The sequence below is a fragment of the Flavobacterium glycines genome (assembly GCF_900100165.1).
Classification (GTDB): Bacteria; Bacteroidota; Bacteroidia; order Flavobacteriales; family Flavobacteriaceae; genus Flavobacterium; species Flavobacterium glycines.
Window position 1 is genome coordinate 15,399 of sequence record NZ_FNEO01000011.1, and the last position, 20,278, is coordinate 35,676.

The 20,278-nt window shown below is 33.6% G+C and carries 17 protein-coding genes; 9 read left to right on the plus strand and 8 right to left on the minus strand.

Translation table 11 applies throughout. The annotated features are described in order from the left end of the window. Positions 1-72: 72 nt before the first annotated feature. The 7 genes from BLR17_RS15945 to BLR17_RS15975 all read right to left on the minus strand — a co-directional run bounded on the left by BLR17_RS15945 (position 73) and on the right by BLR17_RS15975 (position 7,405). Positions 73-1,221, minus strand: coding sequence for a peptidylprolyl isomerase (locus tag BLR17_RS15945; protein ID WP_066325306.1), 1,149 nt, complete (start codon positions 1,219-1,221; stop codon positions 73-75). A 33-nt stretch (positions 1,222-1,254) separates the two neighbouring features. Continuing rightward, positions 1,255-2,373 (minus strand): peptidylprolyl isomerase, encoded by a 1,119-nt coding sequence (locus BLR17_RS15950; protein ID WP_066325303.1) that lies wholly within the window; start codon positions 2,371-2,373, stop codon positions 1,255-1,257. 11 nt (positions 2,374-2,384) lie between these two features. Beyond that, positions 2,385-3,059, minus strand: a complete 675-nt coding sequence (gene gldI, locus BLR17_RS15955) for a gliding motility-associated peptidyl-prolyl isomerase GldI (protein ID WP_066325300.1) — start codon at positions 3,057-3,059, stop codon at positions 2,385-2,387. Positions 3,060-3,063: 4 nt separating this feature from the next. Beyond that, positions 3,064-4,068: a DHH family phosphoesterase gene (locus BLR17_RS15960; protein ID WP_066325296.1), complete on the minus strand. Its 1,005-nt coding sequence runs from the start codon at positions 4,066-4,068 to the stop codon at positions 3,064-3,066. 52 nt (positions 4,069-4,120) lie between these two features. After that, positions 4,121-5,602 (minus strand): rhomboid family intramembrane serine protease, encoded by a 1,482-nt coding sequence (locus BLR17_RS15965; RefSeq protein ID WP_066325294.1) that lies wholly within the window; start codon positions 5,600-5,602, stop codon positions 4,121-4,123. A 60-nt stretch (positions 5,603-5,662) separates the two neighbouring features. Further along, positions 5,663-6,910, minus strand: coding sequence for a voltage-gated chloride channel family protein (locus BLR17_RS15970; protein WP_066325360.1), 1,248 nt, complete (start codon positions 6,908-6,910; stop codon positions 5,663-5,665). A gap of 108 nt (positions 6,911-7,018) precedes the next feature. After that, positions 7,019-7,405: a RidA family protein gene (locus tag BLR17_RS15975; protein ID WP_066325292.1), complete on the minus strand. Its 387-nt coding sequence runs from the start codon at positions 7,403-7,405 to the stop codon at positions 7,019-7,021. Between the two features lie 225 nt (positions 7,406-7,630). On the opposite strand from BLR17_RS15975, the gene BLR17_RS15980 reads away from it, so the two are divergent. From BLR17_RS15980 to BLR17_RS15995, 4 genes are all read left to right on the plus strand, one after another. Further along, positions 7,631-8,239: a hypothetical protein gene (locus tag BLR17_RS15980; RefSeq protein WP_066325290.1), complete on the plus strand. Its 609-nt coding sequence runs from the start codon at positions 7,631-7,633 to the stop codon at positions 8,237-8,239. 129 nt (positions 8,240-8,368) lie between these two features. Continuing rightward, positions 8,369-9,064: a hypothetical protein gene (locus BLR17_RS15985; RefSeq protein ID WP_066325286.1), complete on the plus strand. Its 696-nt coding sequence runs from the start codon at positions 8,369-8,371 to the stop codon at positions 9,062-9,064. A gap of 124 nt (positions 9,065-9,188) precedes the next feature. Then, positions 9,189-10,718, plus strand: a complete 1,530-nt coding sequence (gene guaA / locus BLR17_RS15990; protein WP_066325280.1) for a glutamine-hydrolyzing GMP synthase — start codon at positions 9,189-9,191, stop codon at positions 10,716-10,718. Between the two features lie 112 nt (positions 10,719-10,830). Further along, positions 10,831-12,744 carry a LysM peptidoglycan-binding domain-containing protein gene (locus BLR17_RS15995; protein WP_066325279.1) on the plus strand — a complete coding sequence of 638 codons (1,914 nt, stop codon included), beginning with the start codon at positions 10,831-10,833 and terminating at the stop codon, positions 12,742-12,744. Between the two features lie 150 nt (positions 12,745-12,894). Here BLR17_RS15995 and BLR17_RS16000 read toward each other — a convergent pair whose 3' ends face one another. After that, positions 12,895-13,845, minus strand: coding sequence for a WG repeat-containing protein (locus BLR17_RS16000; RefSeq protein WP_066325277.1), 951 nt, complete (start codon positions 13,843-13,845; stop codon positions 12,895-12,897). A 381-nt stretch (positions 13,846-14,226) separates the two neighbouring features. On the opposite strand from BLR17_RS16000, the gene BLR17_RS16005 reads away from it, so the two are divergent. From BLR17_RS16005 to mnmA, 5 genes are all read left to right on the plus strand, one after another. Continuing rightward, a complete protein-coding gene (locus BLR17_RS16005) occupies positions 14,227-14,460 on the plus strand; it encodes a DUF3820 family protein (RefSeq protein ID WP_066325275.1) in 234 nt (77 codons plus the stop codon). Between the two features lie 143 nt (positions 14,461-14,603). Further along, the gene (locus BLR17_RS16010) at positions 14,604-16,217 is read left to right on the plus strand and encodes a CTP synthase (RefSeq protein WP_066325272.1); all 1,614 of its coding nucleotides are present in this window, start codon (positions 14,604-14,606) and stop codon (positions 16,215-16,217) included. Positions 16,218-16,282: 65 nt separating this feature from the next. Continuing rightward, a complete protein-coding gene (gene yidC, locus BLR17_RS16015; protein WP_066325270.1) occupies positions 16,283-18,178 on the plus strand; it encodes a membrane protein insertase YidC in 1,896 nt (631 codons plus the stop codon). A 92-nt stretch (positions 18,179-18,270) separates the two neighbouring features. Then, positions 18,271-18,984: a toxin-antitoxin system YwqK family antitoxin gene (locus tag BLR17_RS16020; RefSeq protein WP_066325267.1), complete on the plus strand. Its 714-nt coding sequence runs from the start codon at positions 18,271-18,273 to the stop codon at positions 18,982-18,984. Between the two features lie 95 nt (positions 18,985-19,079). After that, positions 19,080-20,267: a tRNA 2-thiouridine(34) synthase MnmA gene (mnmA, locus tag BLR17_RS16025; protein WP_066325264.1), complete on the plus strand. Its 1,188-nt coding sequence runs from the start codon at positions 19,080-19,082 to the stop codon at positions 20,265-20,267. The last annotated feature ends 11 nt before the right edge of the window (positions 20,268-20,278 follow it).

The window sequence follows — 20,278 nt, forward strand, 5'->3', positions numbered from 1 at the left end:
ACTAATAAACAAAAGCAAGACCCCTTTCATAAAAATGAAAGGGGTCTTGCTTTTGTATTTTGTTTCTAAATATTATTTGGTTTGTTTGTCGAAAATTTCCAATTCGAAAATTAAAGTTGCATTAGGAGGAATCACTCCGCCGGCACCACTTTCACCGTAAGCTAATTTAGAAGGGATATAAGCAATCATTTTGTCTCCAAAAGAAAGTAAATTGATAGCTTCAATAAATCCCGGAATCATACCGTCTTTTTTACCAATTTCAAAAGGAAAAGGATTGTAACCACCTTGCATGGCTCTCATTTCGTTGTACACGTTATAAGTCTTAGCAATTTCTTCACGGCTGCTGTCAAATAATTTTCCGTCTTCAAAATAGCCTGAATAATGAAAATAAACAGTAGTACCTGCTGCCGGTTTTGTTCCTGTACCTTTTTGTGTGATTTTGTATATTAAACCAGAAGGCGTAGTTGTTGCAGTTGTTTTTTGACTGTTTAAATAAGCTACTTTTTCAGCAGTTAATGCAGCCATTTTTTCTTTTTGAATTTTTTCTGCTTCTGCTTTAGCTTCTGCTTCTTTTTTTTCTTCTTCGGCTTTGTTGTTGTAATAGTTAGCAAATACTTTTTCGGCTTTGAATTTTTTTGCTAATGAACCTTTTTGAGTGATGACGATGTTTTTGATTACATCATCCTGAGCAATTTTATTGACAACATCCATTCCCTGAACCACATGACCAAAAATAGTATGTTTGCCATTTAACCAAGGTGTTTCTTTGTGAGTAATGAAAAACTGACTACCGTTTGTTTTTGGACCGGCATTGGCCATAGCCAGAATACCGCCTTTGTCAAATTTTAATTCCGGGATAAATTCATCTTTAAAAGCATAGCCCGGTCCGCCTGCACCTGTTCCCTGTGGATCTCCGCCCTGAATCATAAAATCATTGATAACGCGGTGGAATTTTAAACCATCAAAAAATGGTTTCCCTTTAAGTTTGCTGTCGGTAACAAATTCGTTTTTGCCCTGTGCTAAAGAAATGAAATTGGCAACGGTAACAGGAGCTTTTTGAAAATCTAATGTTAAAACAATTGCGCCTTTACTGGTATTGATGGTAGTAAAAATACCTTCTTCTTTTAAAGGAGCTGTTTTTTTAACTACTTTTTTTGAAGTTTCCTGAGCCTGAATTGTAAGTAAGGCAAAGAATGCTAAAAATAATATTCTAAATTTCATTTGTTTTTGTTTTTCTAATGGTTGTATTTAATATTATTGGGCTTTGATTAATTCAATTTCAAAGATAAGGTTGGTTTGTGGAGGGATTATATTTCCAGCACCGCCGGGACCATAGGCTAAATAAGCTGGTATAAATAATACAGCTTTATCTCCAAAAGATAATTTTTCAAGTCCTTCGGTGAAACCGGGGATAATTCCATCTTTCTTTCCAACTTGAAAAGGTACCGGTTGATAACCGTTTTGAGCAACACGTTCCGAATCAATTTTTCCAAAAGCCATTGCAACGTTTTCTAAAGTAGTGTCATAAAGTTCTCCGTATTCTGAAAATACAGCATAATTTACTTTAACTTTAGTTCCGATAGCTGGTTTTTTACCACCTCCTTTATGTGTAATAATGTATTTTAATCCCGAGACTGTTTTTTTTGACTTTTCTTTTAACGCTCCGAAATAGTTGATTTTAGCTACAATTGTTTTCCCGTATTTTTTATCATACATTCTTTCTTTTTGAGCTTCAAGTGCTTTTTGTATTTTTTGATTTTTAGATTCGATTACAAAATAATCATCAAATGTTTTAACGGCATTAAATTTCTTAGCAGCTTCTCCTTTTCGGATAATGGTAATGGACTTCACTTCATCGTCCTGATTAATGGAATTGACAACTTCCATACCTGCATTAATTACATGACCAAAAATAGTGTGTTTTCCGTTGAGCCAGGGTGTTGGATTTCTGGTAATAAAAAATTGACTGCTGTTTGTGTTTGGGCCATTATTGGCCATAGCCAGAACGCCTTCTTTATCAAAAATTTCACCGAAATATTCGTCTTTAAATCTATAACCGGCATTTCCTGTTCCGCTTCCTTCCGGGTCACCGGTTTGAATTACAAATCCTTTGATAACACGATAGAATTTTAAACCGTTATAAAATGGATGTCCTTTTTTGTAATCTGTACTAACAAAGCGATTGTTCCCTTCGACAAGTGTAATAAAATTAGCCACAGTAATAGGGGCGTTTTTGTAATCCAGTTCTAAATAAATGATTCCTTTATTAGTGTCAATTTTAGCATAAATACCATCTGCGAAATAATCACTTTCATTTTTGCAGGAATAAAAACTGCTGATAAGAAATAATACAAATAGAATGCTTTTTTTCATATGGTAACAATTTATTGTTCTAAGGTATCTTGTGTTTTGGGTTTAGTTTTTACAGCAACTTTTTTAGGTTTTTTTATGCTGTCCTGAGGTGAGGATAAACTAAGAGCGATACCTTGCTCCAATTCTTTTTTGTATACGGCTTCAGGCTTAAAATCATTTAGTGTTACAGTACAGATAAGAGGTTGGTTGTGACCTATTTTTTTATTGTCGCCATGATAACCATAAGCAATATGAGATGGAAATAAGAAATTTATTTTTTCGTTTTTTCGCATTAATTTGATTCCTTCTCGTATTCCCGTCATAATTTCTTGTTTGTCCACGCGATATACCTGAGGTCTTAATTCTACTTCCGAATAAATAATAGCTCCGTTAAGGTCTTTTAATTCGTAATTAAAAAAAGCAACGTCCCCTTTTTTAGGAGTCAATGTATCTGTTTCATTTTTGGTTTCATAATAATACCAATAGCCTTTAGCTGAAGCAAAATAGCTGATTTTAGGATTTTTTTTCATCAAAGTTTTGATTAAATCCTCTTCAGAAGCTACCAGTTTTTTATTCCTCTCAACGGATCTTTTCATAAATACACCTGAAGCTCTGGAGATAGGACGTCTGGCATCTTGCTGCTGTTTACAGCCTCCAAAAACAAGACATAAGATGAAACTTATAGCGATTATTTGGGGTGCTTTCATAGGTTTATAGATTTAGGGTTTGGACCAGGTTTTTGAATTTTTCTACCGTTTCTTCCATTGAAGTTTCCGATTTTCCTCCTGCAGCATTGCGGTGTCCTCCACCATTAAAATGGGCTCTCGCAAATTCATTGACATCAAAATTGCCTTGAGAACGGAAAGAGATTTTAATGATGTTTTCGTCTTTGTTTTCGATAAAAATAGCCGTAAATTGAATTCCTTTGATGCTTAAACCGTAATTAACAATGCCTTCGGTGTCACCTTTTATGTGATTAAAGCTATTTAATTCCTCTTGTGTAAGTGTGATATAAGAAGTTTTGTGTTCAGGAATTACTTTTAGATTTTGTAACGCCTGACCTAATAACTGTAATCGGTTGTAGGAACTATTGTCAAAAAGTAAATTTGGGATTATAGTGTTTTCAACACCTAAATCAATTAATTCGGCAACAATTCGATGGGTGTTTCCGGTAGTGTTTGGGAATCTAAACGAACCTGAATCCGTTAAAATTCCTGTGTAAATACAAGTTCCTATGGTTTTGTCTATTTGGTCTTTTTGTTCAAGGTAGCAAATGAAATTATAGAGCATTTCACAAGTTGAACCAAAGGATGTATTAGAATATATATAAGTTGCATAATCATCCGGTTTTTGATGATGGTCAATCATAATGTAAGTGGTATCCAGTACTTCGAGTACTTTTTCCATTTCTCCGGTTCGATGAAAAGCATTAAAGTCAAGTGTGAAAACAATTTCTGCTTCCTGTAAAATTTTAGTGCAATTTTCTTTGTCTTTTTCAAATACCTGAACGGCTTCTGATTCCGGAAGCCAGGCTAAGAAATCAGGAAATTCGTTAGGCGAAATTACAGTTGCTTTGTGATTGTTTTTCTTTAAAAAATGATAAAGGCCTAAAGTAGAACCCATAGCATCTCCATCTGGATTACGGTGCGGAATAATTGCAATTTTTTTTGGCGTTGCCAATAAAGTCTGGATTGCTTGTATATCTTGTATATTCATAGTTTGCGAATTTACATTTTTTAATGTAAACTATGAATTCGTTAACAGGATTTTATTCTTTTTTGTCTTTGTTTAATTTGTTTAAAACGTCGGCTATTTTAAGGTTTAAATTGTCTAATTCTTCATCATATCTATTGGAGTTGTATTTTATTTTTAGATATGCTGTTCGGTATAACTTAATTCTTAATTGACAATACTGAATAATCGATTTAATCTGTTTGTGATTTTCTTGAGGCAAATACAATAAGTCGGCTTCTTTCATGAGTTTGATGTTTTCCTCCCAGTAATAGATGCCTCTTGATTCAATCATATACAGTAATTCTTTTTTTGATTCTTCATCGGTTACATATACGTTGTAAGCTTCTAAAGCCATTTTTTCCATATCGATGAATTCCTGCATTTTGTTTTCGTATTCGAAAAACTGATAGACATAGATTTTTTTAGAGATAATATTGTAAGAAAGTAAAGGAATGGCAATTAATGATATGACAGAAATAGAAATTAAGGCAACTTTTCGTTTTGCATTTAAAATAGTTAGGATAAAACCAAAAAACAGCCCGGATAACAATCCGCCAATATGTGCTGCGCCATCGACACCTTCTTTGAAACTTTCTATGATGTTGAGTATTATGAATACAATGGTTAGTGTTATTGTGTTTGAAGTTAGTTTTCTATTAATCGATTTAGTTAAAATAATGATTAATAGTATGCCGTACATTCCAAAAATGGCTCCCGAAGCTCCGGCGCTTATTATTTTGTCATACCAATAAATAGTAGATAAACTGGCTAATAAACCACAGGAAATATAACTGACTAGAAATCCTAATCGGGTTAAGTAGGATTCTATTAAAAGTCCTACGTAACCAAGAGCAATACAATTAACAAGTAAATGAAAGAAACCCAAATGAATGAATAAGCAGCTAAATAATCTCCACCATTGATTTTCCACCGTTAAAAGATTGTAATTGGCTCCCCAATTGATAATATCGGATAGCTGAGGTTTGAAAAAGTTAACCCCGGAAAATACCATCAAAAAGAAAATAATAAAGTTGATATAAATCAATATCGGAGTGATGAAATATCCTTTGGCAGGTGTGAAAATAGACAGAAAAGAATAAAAATTATTAACCGAATACTCTTTTTTTGTTGCGTTTAGAATGCTTTCTTTGGTGCTGTTTATTGTTTCGGTTATGTTATTTTGATCCAGAGTAGTTGTAGGTTGTTCTTTTTTTAAGTCATTAAAAACATCAAAAAAAGAATCCGTGTTTTTTAAGTTTCTCCCTTTGTCATAAATTTGGTTTCCATTACTGGAACTAAGAATGAAGCCATCTTCGTTTTCAAAACTAATCGTTATTTTTTCGTTCCAGGTTTCTTGTTTAGGATTTGTTTCGGCAATTAATTCATTTTCATTTATTGCTAAAATACTCCAATTTAATTTTTGACAGGCTTTGATAGAATAGTAAAGAAATTCTAATCTTGACAGGTGATTGTATGGTATGTATTGAATGTGTGAAGCAGGAAATCCAAAAGCCATCGGAATAAATTTTACATGCGATTAGTATTACAATGATATAAAATTTATTTGAGAATTTACTTAAAAATCATCAAGTTTGTTTCTTTTGAATTTTTCATACAGTTGGTGTTTAACCCCTCCTACGGTTTGTGAGTGATAAATACCAACAGAGCCTGAAGAAATATAAGCTATAAAACAGGCAAGGGCTATAAAAACAGCACTTTCTATACCAAAAAGTTCAATTCCCATAATAGTACAGGCTATTGGTGTGTGTGTGGCACCCGAAAAAACAGCTACAAATCCCATTCCGGCTAAAAGCGCAATCGGTAACGGGACATATCCTGATAAAGCACTTCCTAATGTCGCACCAACAAAAAACAAAGGAGTTACTTCGCCTCCTTTAAAACCTGCTCCTAAAGTGAATCCGGTAAATAAAATTTTAAGTAGAAAATCATAATTATTACTGGGAATGCTGAATGCTTCTACAATTGAATGAACTCCCAGTCCTATGAATTTAGTTGCGCCAAAATAATAAACCACAACTGCAAAAATTATTCCCCCTGTGTATGGTCTTAAAGGTGGGTAGGAGATGGTTTTTGAAAATAAGCGACCCCAAAAATGAGTGCTTCTTGAAAACAGCATGGCAGCCAAACCAAATAGAGCGCTAACAGGGATTACCCAAAGTAAATTTTCCAGATTTAATTCAGGAATTAACGGGATTGAGTAATGAGTGTGATGCACCGGCCAAAGCCCGACGGTGTAATGAGCAAAATAAGCGACTATAAAAGAAAGAATACAGCTTTTTAAGCTTATTTTACAAAAGTAAACCACTTCAAGGGCAAAAATTGCTCCTGCAAGCGGTGTTCCGAAAACAGCAGCAAATCCGGAACTGATTCCTAAAATTAGGAGTGTTTTTCGGTCTGTGGCATCGAGTTTAAAAATACGGCTAAATTGATCCGCTATTGCGCCTCCCATTTGCACGGCTGTACCTTCTCTACCTGCCGAACCGCCAAAAAGATGTGTGATGATAGTTCCTAAAAGAACAAAAGGAGCCATCTTGAGCGGAATTGTTTTTTGAGGATTTTCATATTCTTCCAGTAAAAGATTGTTTCCTTTTACAACGTCTTTACCGTAATAGTGGTAGAGTAATCCTATCAATAATCCTCCAACAGGTAAAAACCAAATTAACCAAATGTTGTGATTTCTAATATGAGTTGCCCATTCCAGACTCATTAAAAAAAACGCAGAAGCTGAACCTGAGAACAAACCAATTAAAGAACAGATTAAAATCCATTTGAAAGAAAGTAGTATGTTTTTTTTAAAATCCATTGGTTTTTGGAGGCTTTGCATTCTCTATTATAGTTTTCGAGCGCAGCAAAAACAAATTTAGATATTATTTGCTTTTGTGCGCTCGAAAAGTTGTTTTTAGAATGGTGACTATTCTGCAATAACAGCAGTTAGTTCAATTTCTACAAGATATTCAGGAGCTACTAATTGGTTGATTCCGTAAAAACCAGTTGTAGGCTTAATGTCTTTGAAAAATTTTGCGTGAGCCGTTGCAACAGCTTCAAATGTTGTTACATCAGTAGTGAAAATACGAGTACGAATAACATCTTTCATGCTTGCATTTAAATCTTCCAATACTTTTTCAACTCTTTCTAAAATGTTTAAGGTTTGAGCGTGTGCGTCATCAGCTTTTACTTTATCGCCGTCAACAATTGCTACAGTTCCTGAAACTTCAATAATGTTTCCAATACGAACCGCACGACAATATCCCATTTTGTCTTCCCATGGAGATCCTGTAAGGATGTTTTCTCTTTTCATTTGATGTAATTGTTTGATTTTTAGAGAAATGATTCTCTGATTAAAATTTGATTATTTTTTGCAATTTATAAAAAATACTAAAATAAAAAACATGGATTTTTACAAACTCAAATAGGTTTATTCTTGTTTGATTTATAATAAAATAAAAAGTTTATTGTTATCTATTTGGAATAACTTTGGAAAAGTTGTTTTTTTGGATGTATTTTTTTTAAATTAAATGTATAAATGATGAATCAATATTTTAGTTTTAAGGGTCAGTTTTTGGTTTTGGCTTTCATTTTTGGAGCGTTTTCAACTGCTTTTTCTCAGGAAGAATTTGGGAGTGAGTTTAAGGTTAAGGCAGCTCCTGTAAAAAAGAAGAAAGAGGCGGCGCCTGTTAAGGATGTTAAGTTTAATTCGAAAGATTACGAGAAGATAAAAGCATACGAAGTGGCTGGCTTAGATAAGAATAATTATGTAGTGCCTAAACCAGAAGAAAAAGATGCTGAGAAATTAGCTAAAAGGGATCAGGATTTAGGAGTGGTTAAAACAACTTCAGGTACTGCAAAAGTAAGATACCGTGATGCGGCTTATGTCGATGGTGATAAAATTAGAGTGTATTTGAATTATGAAATTGTTGAGCAGGAAGTTCTTTTAAGCGGAGATGCTCAGGGATTTGATATTACCCTGAAAAAAGGAGTAAACCGAATTGATTTTGAAGCCATCAATGATGGTTTTGCAGCACCTAATACTGCCGAATTTAAAATATTTAATGATAAGGGAGAGGTGATTTCTTCTAATCAATGGAATATTGCACAAGGTTATAAAGCAACAATTGTGATTGAAAAGGAGTAATTTTTTAAGAAAAAAACTCTTTTGGTTAAAATTTCTTTAATGTTCAGTATGGGTTTTGTTTTATAAAATTAAAGCTTGGTATATTTGTTGATACTTAGGATAGTTAACTAAAACAAAATTTAAATTAATATGAGGCAGTTTTTGTTAGTTGTAATGATGTTTTTTGCAATAAACAGCTTTGCTCAAACTGAGTTTGGTAAGAAGTTTAAACCAATTGCACCATTGAATAAGCCAGTTGTTCCTAAGAAAGTAACGCCATCGGTTAGCACTCAGGCTCCAGTGATTAAAGCTCCTGATTTGTTGAAAAAACCGGATGAAGTTTTGCCTTCGTTTTCAAAATACCAAATTGGTCAGACGAAATCTTTTTCTATGGAACAAACCAATGATTTTGTCAATCCCGGAGACAGAATTATGGAAAAGATGACTAAGGATTTGGATAAAACTCTGGTTAGGGAAGGCTTAAAAGAAGATGATCGTCTTTTGGTTAAAATCGATAAAAACTTTGGGGAGATTCGAACCAAGTCGAAATATTTTACTGTTTACTATCGTGATTATATTTATATAGACGGGGATTTGATTAAAGCCACCATTAATAATCAAATGATAGGCGGGATAATGGAGTTGTATTCGAGTTATGGTCAATTTGTTTTTAATTTAAATGATGGTATCAATACTTTTGAGATGGAAGCATATAGTAAAGGTACATCAGGAGGGAATACCTGCGAATTTAAAATCTTTGATGATAAAGGTGTTTTGGTCCGTTCAGAATTATGGGACAATTGGGATAAGGGTGTCAAAGGAAAATTTGTTATTGTAAAAGAATAAAAAACTAATGCGTTGAAAGTGTTGTTTTTTGGAATTAATAAGGGCTGAAATTGGAAAAGAAAAAAAATAAAAAATTTCAAAAATCCATTTTTCCATTCCAAATTTTAAAAGTAATTTTGCGCCCATGCAACACAACGTACTTATTTTAGATTTCGGGTCGCAATACACTCAGCTGATTGCGCGTAGAGTTCGCGAATTAAATATATTCTGCGAAATTTTTCCATACAATAATATCCCTTCGGATTTATCAAGTTACAAAGCTGTAATATTGGGAGGAAGTCCATTCTCTGTTCGTGGAGAAGATGCACCGCACCCTGATTTATCTCAAATTAGAGGGAAAATGCCATTGCTTGCTGTATGTTATGGTGCGCAATATTTATCTCACTTTAGCGGGGGTGAAGTTGCTGCTTCTAACACCAGAGAATACGGAAGAGCTAATTTGTCTTTTATTAAGGAAGACGAGGTTTTCTTTGAAGGAGTTTCTCCAAACAGTCAGGTTTGGATGAGTCATAGTGATAGTATTAAGGCGTTGCCAACTAATGGAGTTAAATTAGCAAGTACACATGATGTGGAATTTGCTGCTTACAAAATTGAAGGCGAAACAACTTATGCAATTCAATACCACCCGGAAGTATACCATTCTACGGAAGGGAAACAAATGCTGGAGAATTTCTTAGTGAAAATTGCGCACGTTCCTCAAAACTTTACGCCAAATGCTTTTGTTGAGGAAATTGTAGCTGAAATGAAAGAAAAAATCGGAAACGATAAAGTGGTTCTTGGACTTTCAGGAGGTGTAGATTCAACTGTAGCAGCAGTTTTATTGAACAAAGCAATCGGGAAAAACCTGTATTGTATTTTTGTTAATAATGGATTGCTTCGAAAAAATGAGTTTGAAAGCGTATTGAATCAATACGAAGGAATGGGCTTGAATGTGAAAGGAGTAGATGCTTCTCAACGTTTTTATGATGCCTTGGCCGGAGTTACTGATCCTGAATTGAAAAGAAAAGCCATCGGAAATGCTTTTATCGAAGTTTTTGATGATGAGTCACATAAAATTGAAGATGTTACCTGGTTAGCTCAGGGAACAATATATCCTGATGTTATTGAATCGGTTTCTGTAAAAGGGCCATCGGCAACAATAAAATCGCACCACAATGTGGGAGGTTTACCGGATTATATGAAATTGAAAATTGTAGAACCTTTGCGTATGCTTTTCAAAGATGAGGTGCGCAGAGTGGGAGCAAGTTTAGGTATTGATCCTGAATTATTAGGAAGACATCCTTTCCCTGGACCGGGATTGTCAATCCGTATTTTAGGAGATATTACTCTTGAGAAAGTAAGAATCCTGCAGGAGGTTGATGCTGTTTTTATAGACGGATTAAAATCTTGGGGATTGTATGATAAAGTTTGGCAGGCAGGAGCTATTTTGCTTCCTGTAAATAGTGTTGGGGTTATGGGTGACGAGCGTACTTACGAAAAAGTAGTTGCGCTTCGTGCTGTAGAATCTACCGATGGAATGACTGCTGATTGGGTTCACTTGCCTTATGATTTCTTAATGAAGGTATCTAATGATATTATCAATAAAGTAAGAGGTGTGAACAGGGTAGTGTATGATATTAGTTCAAAACCACCAGCAACAATTGAGTGGGAATAATAGAAAGCTAGTTAGCTCTTCTTAGTTATTATAAAAACGGTATCAGATTTTAGAATAGATTTGATGCCGTTTTTTTTATATGAGCATATTAATTTTTTAATAAAAGTATAGGATGAAGTGTTTTTTTGCAATTTGGATTTCGGTTTTAATGTTTACAAATGTGGTTTTTGCTCAGGGAACCATAACTCATAAAGTAGAGAACGGTGAAACAATTAATGACATTGCTAAGAAATATCAGGTTACGCCTTATGATATTTATAAATTGAATCCTGATGTACAAAGGAAATTAAGTTCTAAAATGCTGCTTCTGATTCCGTCTAAATCAGCAGGTTCATCTAAGGTGGTGATTCCTTCTAAAACAGGATTGAAAGTTTCGAATAGTTCAGCAGAAGTGACTCATAAGGTGATGCCTAAAGAGACTTTGTTTGGAATTGAAAAAAAGTACAATGTTTCGGATGCTGATTTGAAAAAAGCGAATCCTTTTTTAGAAACCGATGGTTTACAAATCGATCAGATTTTGGTTATTCCTTCTAAAAATGTCTTAAAGCCAGTCGTGAAAACAATTTATCATGATGTACTTCCTAAAGAAACCAAATTTTCAATTGCTAAACAATACGGAATTACTGTTGCTGAATTAGAAAATAAAAATCCTGAGATTGTTTCTAATTTGCCAGTAGGATATCATTTGTTGATAAAAGGTAATCCTGTTAAAAAGGCTGAGGTTGTTCAGGCTAAAGTTGTTACTGCTCCAAAATATATTACTTACGAAGTAAAGCCTAAAGAAACTTTGTATAGTTTGTCTAAGATGTCTGGTATGACTCAGGAAGATTTGTTGGTGTTGAATCCTGAACTTAAAAATGGAGTTGAAATAGGAATGCTTGTAAAATTTCCAGCCAATATAACATTAATAAAGGTTGATGATAATAAGGAAGCTGTTAATTTGGTGCCAAAACATAATTCAGGAGAACGTAAAAAGCTGGCTTTGTTGTTGCCTTTTAATGTTGCTAAAATTCAGGGAGATACTTTAAACACTATTGCTTCAAGGCTAAAAAAAGACAAGTTTTTGAATATGACTTTGGATTTTTATGCAGGCGCTTTAATGGCTATTGATTCGGTTAAAACATTAGGGTTGCCAATTGATGTTAGTATTTATGATTCTGAAGAAACTAAAAACAGTTCGAATGTTGCGGCGATAGTAAATGCTAATAATTTACAAACAGTAGATGCGGTTATTGGACCTTTTTATCAGAATAATGCTGAGGCTGCTGCTCGTTTATTGAGTGCGAATAATGTGCCTGTGATTTCGCCATTGTCTAAAGATGCCGGGAATGCTATTGCTAATTTATATCAAACAGTGCCGGCAAATGATTTGTTGAAAACAAAGATGTTTGATTTCATGAGGTCTAAAAAAGGAAATATTCTTGCAGTTGTAGACAGAAAGAAAGTTTCGGTTATTCAGTATTTGCAACAAAATCAGAAAGATGTTCGATTAGTTCCGTTGAATACAAATGGAACGGTTTCGGCAGAAGGTTTAAAAGCAATGTTGCTTCCTAATGTGGTGAATTATGTTTTGTTAGAAACTGCCAATACCTGGATGGTTAAGACTACAATCTCGGCATTGGTGAGTGTTATGCCTAATTATCAAGTGCAATTAGTGGTTTTGGAACCAAATGAAACATTGGATTCTGATGAAATTAATTTTTCAAATTTGGTTAAATTGAAATTAATGTATCCTTCTGTTACCAGAGATAATCTGATGCCGGAAGGTGTTGTTTTTGAAAATAAATTTAAAAAATTGAATTCGATTACGCCAAGTGATTATGCAACTCGAGGTTTTGATGTGACTTTTGATACGATGATGCGTCTGATGCAAAATAAGTCATTTGAAGAAACTGCTAATTCGGTTGTGACTGAGCAGTTTGAAAATAAATTTGAATACAATAAAAAAGAAGGTGGAGGATATGTAAATAAAGGGGTTTATATTTTGTATTATGATAATGATTTGACTTTAAAAGTTGCTAATTAATGTAAAGGAAATTATCGTTCGATGCTTATCAAAAAAAAACACAACGCAAAATCAGATGTCTTTGCGTTGTGTTTTTTGATTTTATATTGTTCCTAGTTTAAAGCTTTTTTAAGATAATTTTCAATAGATCGTTTAAATGGTTAATCAGTTCTATTTTATCTTTTTACCGGTTTTGTCAATTGCTAAATATTGGCCGTTTAATTGAACTTTTGAAATTCCTTTACGAAAACCTGAAACGTTCTCATAAATTATAGGTATAACTTCTGAGCCTGACATATTTAAAAACCCCCATTTCCTGTTTGTTCTAACTGCAATGAGTCCTTCTGAAAAAGAACTTACTTGGTCATATTTAACAGGGATAATTTCTTTTCCTAAATTGTTTATTAACCCTGTTTTTTTATTCAATTTAACTTCTGCAAATCCTTTAGAGAATCTGTCTGCGGCATCATATTTTGGCGGGATAATTAAATTTCCTGATTTGTCAGTAAAACCATATTTTCCATTCAGCTTAACTGATGCAAGTCCTTCATAAAAACTATCTACACTATCATATTCCATTGGAATGATTAGTTTGCCTGCATAATCTATGAAGCCCCATTTTTTATTTAGCTTAACAGCTGCAAGGTTTTCAGAGAAATTAGTCACTCTGTCATATTTTAACGGAATAATGATTTTTCCAGACTTATCTATAAAACCATATTTGTTTTTTAGCTTAACTGGGGCAAGTTCATCTGAAAATTCATTTACTGAATCGTATTCCAGCGGAATAATTTCTTTTCCTTGACTATCAATAAAGCCCCATTTTCCATTGAGTTTAACGGCTGCTCTTCCGTAATTAAAGTTGTATGTTTCTTCGTATTTAAGTGGGATGATTACTTTTCCAGCAACATTTATAAAGCCACATTTAGAATTTAATTCAACGGCTGAGAATCCTTCTTTGAATTCGCCGGCATAATCGTATTTTGCAGAAATAATTGTTTTTCCATTAGAGTCTTTAAAACCAAATTTATGAGTATTTTGATCCATGTAAAGTTTTAAATTTTGCGAATGTCCTGTTAGAACAGCCATGCATAATGCTAATGCTGCTATTATTTTATTCATTTTTTTATGTTTAAATTTAAAATTTGTTTTCAAAGATATTATATATTGTATAATTTGTAGTCTGTGTTGTGTTAAATATTTTTGATTTAGTTTTTTTATATGTTGTTTTTTAAAAACAGTTCAGATAATAAATAGTTCTCTACTTTTTCTCTAAATAGCTTTTAATAAGTTGTTATGAAAACGAAAAATTATCATTTAACCCAGATTGCAGCGGCATTCTTTGTGTTCGTCTTAGCGGACGGAAATATACAGTGGAGAGCAGGTGGGGTGTTTCTTGAGAAAACAAAAAAACGTTCATAAAAAAATAAATTTGTACGCTATAACATTCAACTAAAAATGTACCTTGCGCCAATGCAAAGTACATTTTTTTCTTTTTTTTGAATGGATCAAAACAAGCAACAACTTATTAAATTAGCTCATACTAAAATGCCTTTTGGGAAATATGAAGGTCGGTTTTTAATTGATTTGCCGGAGCATTATGTGGTTTGGTATCATAATAAAGGCTTTCCGAAAGGAGAATTAGGGGATCAGTTAAAATTAGTTTATGAGTTAAAATTGAACGGATTAGAAGAATTGATACGGAATATTAAAAAAAGATACCCAAAACCTCATTGATTTCTCAAATTAATGAGGTTTTTATTTTTGCATTAGCAAATGTTGATTTTAGAAATTATCTCATTTCCAAATTAGCATAATCTAAATTTATAATCGTATTTTTGCCACGTTTTTTATACAACTACAATACAAACTAGAACAGCATGAATCAAACAAAATATATTTTTGTTACTGGAGGGGTTACTTCTTCTTTGGGAAAAGGAATTATAGCAGCATCATTAGCAAAATTATTACAGGCACGAGGGTACAGAACAACTATTCAAAAATTTGATCCCTACCTAAATGTTGATCCCGGAACATTAAATCCTTATGAACACGGGGAATGTTATGTAACCGATGATGGAGCTGAAACTGATTTAGATTTAGGACACTACGAGCGTTTCCTGAATGTTCCTACTTCTCAGGCTAATAACGTGACTACTGGTAGAATCTATCTTTCGGTTATTGAAAAAGAAAGAAGAGGAGAATTTCTGGGAAAAACGGTTCAGGTTGTTCCTCATATCACTAATGAAATTAAGGATAGAATGCAATTGCTGGGGCAATCTGGTGATTATGATATTGTTATTACTGAAATTGGTGGAACTGTAGGAGATATTGAATCTTTGCCTTATATTGAATCTGTTCGTCAGTTAGTTTGGGATTTAGGTGAAAATAATGCTATTGTAATTCACCTGACTTTGGTTCCTTTCTTAGCTGCGGCTGGTGAGTTGAAAACAAAACCTACACAGCACTCTGTGAAAACATTGATGGAAAGCGGTATTAAAGCTGATATTTTAGTTTGTAGAACGGAACACGAACTTTCTCAGGAAATACGCAGTAAGTTAGCTTTGTTTTGTAATGTGAAAAAAGAAGCAGTTATTCAGTCTATTGACGCTTCTACTATATATGAAGTTCCTAATTTAATGCTTGAAGAAGGATTGGATGTTGTAGCTTTGAAAAAATTAGACTTACCTAAGAAAGCCGCTCCGGATTTGAAAAACTGGAATACTTTCTTAAAAAGATTGAAAAGTCCAAAACATACTGTAAATATTGGTTTGATTGGGAAATATGTTGAAATGCAAGACTGTTATAAGTCTATTTTAGAGGCTTTTATTCATGCAGGTGCAGCTAATGAAACTAAAGTTAATGTAGTTTCTATCCATTCAGAATATATTGATGAAGAAAATATAGCTGATAAATTCAAAGATATTGATGCCATCTTAGTAGCTCCGGGCTTTGGTGAAAGAGGAATTGAAGGTAAAATCGCTGCGGTGCGTTATGCCCGTGAAAACAAAATGCCTTTCTTCGGAATTTGCCTTGGAATGCAAATGTCGGTTATCGAATATTCAAGAAATGTAGTAGGATTAGCAGAGGCTAATTCGACTGAAATGAATTCAGATACTCCAAATCCAGTAGTGAATTTGATGGAAAGTCAAAAGAATGTTACCGAAAAAGGAGGAACAATGCGTCTTGGTGCATGGAAATGCGAAATTAAACCAGATACTTTGGCTCACCGAATTTATGGACAAACTACTATTTCTGAGCGTCACCGTCACCGTTATGAGTATAATAACGAATACCTTGATGTACTTCAAAAAGCAGGATTGAAGGCTTCAGGTGTTAATCCGGATACAGGATTGGTGGAAATTGTTGAAATTGAAGACCATCCTTTCTTTATTGGGGTTCAATACCATCCGGAATATAAGAGTACAGTAGCTAATCCACATCCGCTTTTCGTGAACTTTGTGGCAGCAGCTGTAAAGGCAAAAAAGAAATAAATGTATTGCTAGAAATAGAATCAAATAATTTGACAAAAAGTCGAGATAAATAATTTGTATTAAAAATGGAAGAAAAAAAGTTTGACCCCAATTCACTGATTGGTTTTATATTGATTTTCGGTATATTACTTTGGATAATGTATCAAAATAAACCTTCTGACGCAGAACTTGCGGCAGAAAAAGCCAAAAAAGAATTGGTTGTTAAAGGCTCAAAAGCTCAAGAAAATACGGCTAAAATAAATGCAACTACTGCTGATGTTAATGATACTTTGAAATTAGCTCAGTTGCAAAAAACTTTAGGAAGTTTTGCTTATTCAGCTACTTTGCCTTCTGCAAAAGATGAATTTACAACAATTGAAAACAAATTAGTAAAACTTACAATTGCTAATAAGGGTGGATATGTGGTAGAGGCTACATTAAAGAATTTTGAGCGTACTAAAAAAGGGTCAGGTCAATCAGTACAATTGATTAAAAACAACAATGCTCAATTTAATTTACAGTTAGCCACTGTTGATAATCATACTTTAAATACAAAAGAACTTTATTTTGAACCGACATTAACAAAAAATGGTGAAGACCAAATTTTGACAATGAAATTAAAGGCTTCTGAAAATGCTTATTTAGCTTATAAATATGTATTGAAAGCTAATGATTATATGTTGGATTTTGATATTCAATCGCAAGGTTTGAATACTATTTTAAAGACTGCTAAACCTTTGCAATTAGAGTGGGCTTTCAAAACTTACGCTAATGAAAAAAGTATTTCTTATGAAAACCGTTATACAGAACTGTATTTTGAATACGAAGATGGTAAGAAAGATTATTTAGGCCAGGGGCATGATAAAACTGTAACTGCTGAAGAGGTGTCTTATGTGGCTTATAAACAGCATTTCTTTTCTTCTATCTTATTGACATCAACTCCATTTAAAACAACGGAATTGTATTCTAATAATTTAGTGAATGATGCTAATGTTGATACAACTTACACTAAGCAATTCAAGGCAGTAATGCCATTGGCTTTCAAAAATGGTGAGATTGATCAAAAAATGAATTGGTACTATGGTCCAACAGATTACAAATTATTAAAATCATACGACAGACACTTAGAAGATATTGTGGCTTTAGGTTGGGGGATTTTCGGTTGGATTAATCGTTATCTTTTCATTCCGGCTTATAGTTTCTTAAGTATGTTCATTTCACAGGGATGGGCTATTGTGTTGTTTACGATTTTAGTAAAATTAGTAATGTCGCCGGTAACTTATAAATCATTCCTGTCTCAGGCTAAGATGAAAGTTTTACGTCCTGAAATCACTGAAATTGGTGAAAAATACAAAGATGAGCCAATGAAGAAACAACAGGAAACAATGAAGCTTTACAACAAAGCAGGAGTAAATCCAATGGCAGGTTGCGTACCTGGTTTGCTGCAAATGCCTGTTTTCTATGCTTTATTCCAGTTGTTCCCGGCATTAATTCAATTAAGACATAAAGGTTTCTTATGGGCAGAAGATTTATCATCATTTGATTCAGTTTATAAATTGCCATTCCATATTCCGGCTTATGGAGATCATATTAGTTTGTTCCCAATTTTAGCTTCTATTGCAATTTTCTTTTATATGAAAATGACTACCGGAGACCAACAAATGGCAACACCACAGCAGGAAGGTATGCCGGATATGGCTAAAATGATGAAAGTAATGGTATATATTTCACCATTAATGATGTTGTTTTTCTTTAATAGTTATGCTTCAGGATTGAGTTTATATTATTTTATTTCTAACACAATTACAATTGGAATTATGTTAGTAATTAAAAATTACATTATCGACAGTGATAAAATTCACGCCGAAATCCAGGAGAACAAAAAGAAAGAGCCTAAGAAACAAAGTAAGTTTCAGCAAAAATTGCAGGAAGCGATGGCGCAACAAGAAGCAATGAAAGCGCAACAAAACAAAAAGAAATAATTTAAAACCAAAAAATCTCGTTTAACGGGATTTTTTGGTTTTATAGATAATTTATTATTCGATAAATTCGTTTTAGTAACAAAAATAGTTTCATGAAGATAATAGAAAAAATCAGTTTAATTGTACTCTTGTGTATTAGTGTTTGTAGTCTTCAGGCGCAAAATGATTTTAACAAAGTAGATGCAGGCGGTAAAAAAGATGGCCTATGGAGAGGTTTTTATCCGGAGTCGAAAAGAATTCGTTACGAAGGCACTTTTTCGCATGGAAAGGAAGTAGGTGAGTTTAAATTTTTTGATGATACCAAGGCAGGAACTGTTATTGCAACCAGAACTTTTAATCCTAATGATAATGTAGCTTACACTGTTTTTTATGACCAAAATAAAAACAAAGTGAGTGAAGGTAAAGTAGTCAATAAATTGTTTGAAGGTGAATGGAAATACTACCATCATGCGTCAACTGTTATTATGACCATTGAGAATTATAAAAACGGAAAGCTCGAAGGTTTGCGTTCAGTGTTTTTTCCAAGCGGAAAAATTGCTGAAGAAACCTATTATAAAAATAATTTGAAAAACGGTAGTTCTAAGAAATATTCCGAAAAAGGATATGTTCTTGAAGAGGTTTTTTTTAAAGACAATCAATACGATGGCTTAGCTACTTTTAGAGACGTGGATAATACTATTGTTTCTAAAGGTAAATTTGTGAACGGAAAGAAAACCGGAGTCTGGCAATTTTTTGAAAATGGAAAATTAACAGATGAAGTGAATGAGAGTAATCCTAAACCTAAAAAAACTTTAAAGACCAAGTAACTATTTTGAAGAATTCGGTTTTTAAACGAAATGTTATAATGAATCAAATCGGTTAAAAACTTTGTACCTTTGCACCCAAAAAAACAGATTTTAGAATGAAACGTGTTGTAGTTGGACTTTCTGGTGGAGTAGATTCGAGTGTTGCAGCTTATTTGTTGCAACAACAAGGTTATGAGGTTATTGGTCTTTTTATGAAAAACTGGCATGATGATTCGGTGACGATTTCAAACGAATGCCCGTGGTTAGAAGATAGTAACGATGCCTTGTTAGTCGCTGAAAAGTTAGGAATTCCGTTTCAAACAGTCGATTTAAGCGAACAATACAAAGAAAAAATCGTTGATTATATGTTCAACGAATATGAAAAAGGAAGAACTCCTAATCCGGATGTACTTTGTAATCGCGAAATCAAATTTGATGTTTTCATGAAAATTGCTTTAAGTCTGGGTGCTGATTATGTGGCTACTGGGCATTATTGTCGAAAAAGTGAAACAGAGGTCAATGGAAAAACAGTTTACCAATTGCTTTCCGGAGTAGATAACAATAAAGATCAATCGTATTTTCTTTGTCAGTTATCTCAGGAACAATTAGAGAAAGCTTTATTCCCAATTGGTGAATTAACAAAACCTCAGGTACGTGAAATTGCTGCCGAAATGGAATTGGTGACTGCCGAAAAGAAAGATTCTCAGGGATTGTGTTTCATTGGAAAAGTACGTCTTCCTGAATTTTTACAACAAAAATTACAACCTAAAGACGGAATTATCGTCCAAATTGATAAGGATAATTCGGTTTATAATAACTCGGTTTCAGAAGATTTGTCAACAGAAGACGCTTTAGCTTTAGCTGCAAAACCTATTAAGTACACAACTGAAATGGGTAAGGTAGTAGGAAAGCACCAGGGAGCACATTATTTTACCGTAGGGCAAAGAAAAGGATTAAATGTTGGTGGAACTGCTGAGGCCTTATTTGTTATTGCAACTGATGTTGATACAAATACGATTTATACAGGGATGGGAAGTCATCATCCGGGATTGTTTAGAAAAGCCTTGCGTGTTTCTCCTTCTGAGGTACATTGGATTCGTACCGATATGGCTTTAGCCAATGGAGAAACAATGAAAGTAAAAGCCAGAATTAGATACAGACAAGAATTACAGGAAGCAACTTTACATCAATTTGAATCCGGATTGTACGTGTCTTTTGAAAAACCGCAATCTGCAATTACTGAAGGTCAGTTTGTAGCCTGGCACATTGGTGACGAATTAATTGGTTCGGGAGTTATTTCCTAGTTGTACTTTAA

Coding starts and splice junctions, on each gene's coding strand:
- BLR17_RS15945 (WP_066325306.1), bottom strand. CDS start 1,221: ATGAAATTTAGAATATTATTTTTAGCATTCTTTGCCTTACTTACAATT.
- BLR17_RS15950 (WP_066325303.1), bottom strand. CDS start 2,373: ATGAAAAAAAGCATTCTATTTGTATTATTTCTTATCAGCAGTTTTTAT.
- gldI (WP_066325300.1), bottom strand. CDS start 3,059: ATGAAAGCACCCCAAATAATCGCTATAAGTTTCATCTTATGTCTTGTT.
- BLR17_RS15960 (WP_066325296.1), bottom strand. CDS start 4,068: ATGAATATACAAGATATACAAGCAATCCAGACTTTATTGGCAACGCCA.
- BLR17_RS15965 (WP_066325294.1), bottom strand. CDS start 5,602: ATGGCTTTTGGATTTCCTGCTTCACACATTCAATACATACCATACAAT.
- BLR17_RS15970 (WP_066325360.1), bottom strand. CDS start 6,910: ATGGATTTTAAAAAAAACATACTACTTTCTTTCAAATGGATTTTAATC.
- BLR17_RS15975 (WP_066325292.1), bottom strand. CDS start 7,405: ATGAAAAGAGAAAACATCCTTACAGGATCTCCATGGGAAGACAAAATG.
- BLR17_RS15980 (WP_066325290.1), top strand. CDS start 7,631: ATGATGAATCAATATTTTAGTTTTAAGGGTCAGTTTTTGGTTTTGGCT.
- BLR17_RS15985 (WP_066325286.1), top strand. CDS start 8,369: ATGAGGCAGTTTTTGTTAGTTGTAATGATGTTTTTTGCAATAAACAGC.
- guaA (WP_066325280.1), top strand. CDS start 9,189: ATGCAACACAACGTACTTATTTTAGATTTCGGGTCGCAATACACTCAG.
- BLR17_RS15995 (WP_066325279.1), top strand. CDS start 10,831: ATGAAGTGTTTTTTTGCAATTTGGATTTCGGTTTTAATGTTTACAAAT.
- BLR17_RS16000 (WP_066325277.1), bottom strand. CDS start 13,845: ATGAATAAAATAATAGCAGCATTAGCATTATGCATGGCTGTTCTAACA.
- BLR17_RS16005 (WP_066325275.1), top strand. CDS start 14,227: ATGGATCAAAACAAGCAACAACTTATTAAATTAGCTCATACTAAAATG.
- BLR17_RS16010 (WP_066325272.1), top strand. CDS start 14,604: ATGAATCAAACAAAATATATTTTTGTTACTGGAGGGGTTACTTCTTCT.
- yidC (WP_066325270.1), top strand. CDS start 16,283: ATGGAAGAAAAAAAGTTTGACCCCAATTCACTGATTGGTTTTATATTG.
- BLR17_RS16020 (WP_066325267.1), top strand. CDS start 18,271: ATGAAGATAATAGAAAAAATCAGTTTAATTGTACTCTTGTGTATTAGT.
- mnmA (WP_066325264.1), top strand. CDS start 19,080: ATGAAACGTGTTGTAGTTGGACTTTCTGGTGGAGTAGATTCGAGTGTT.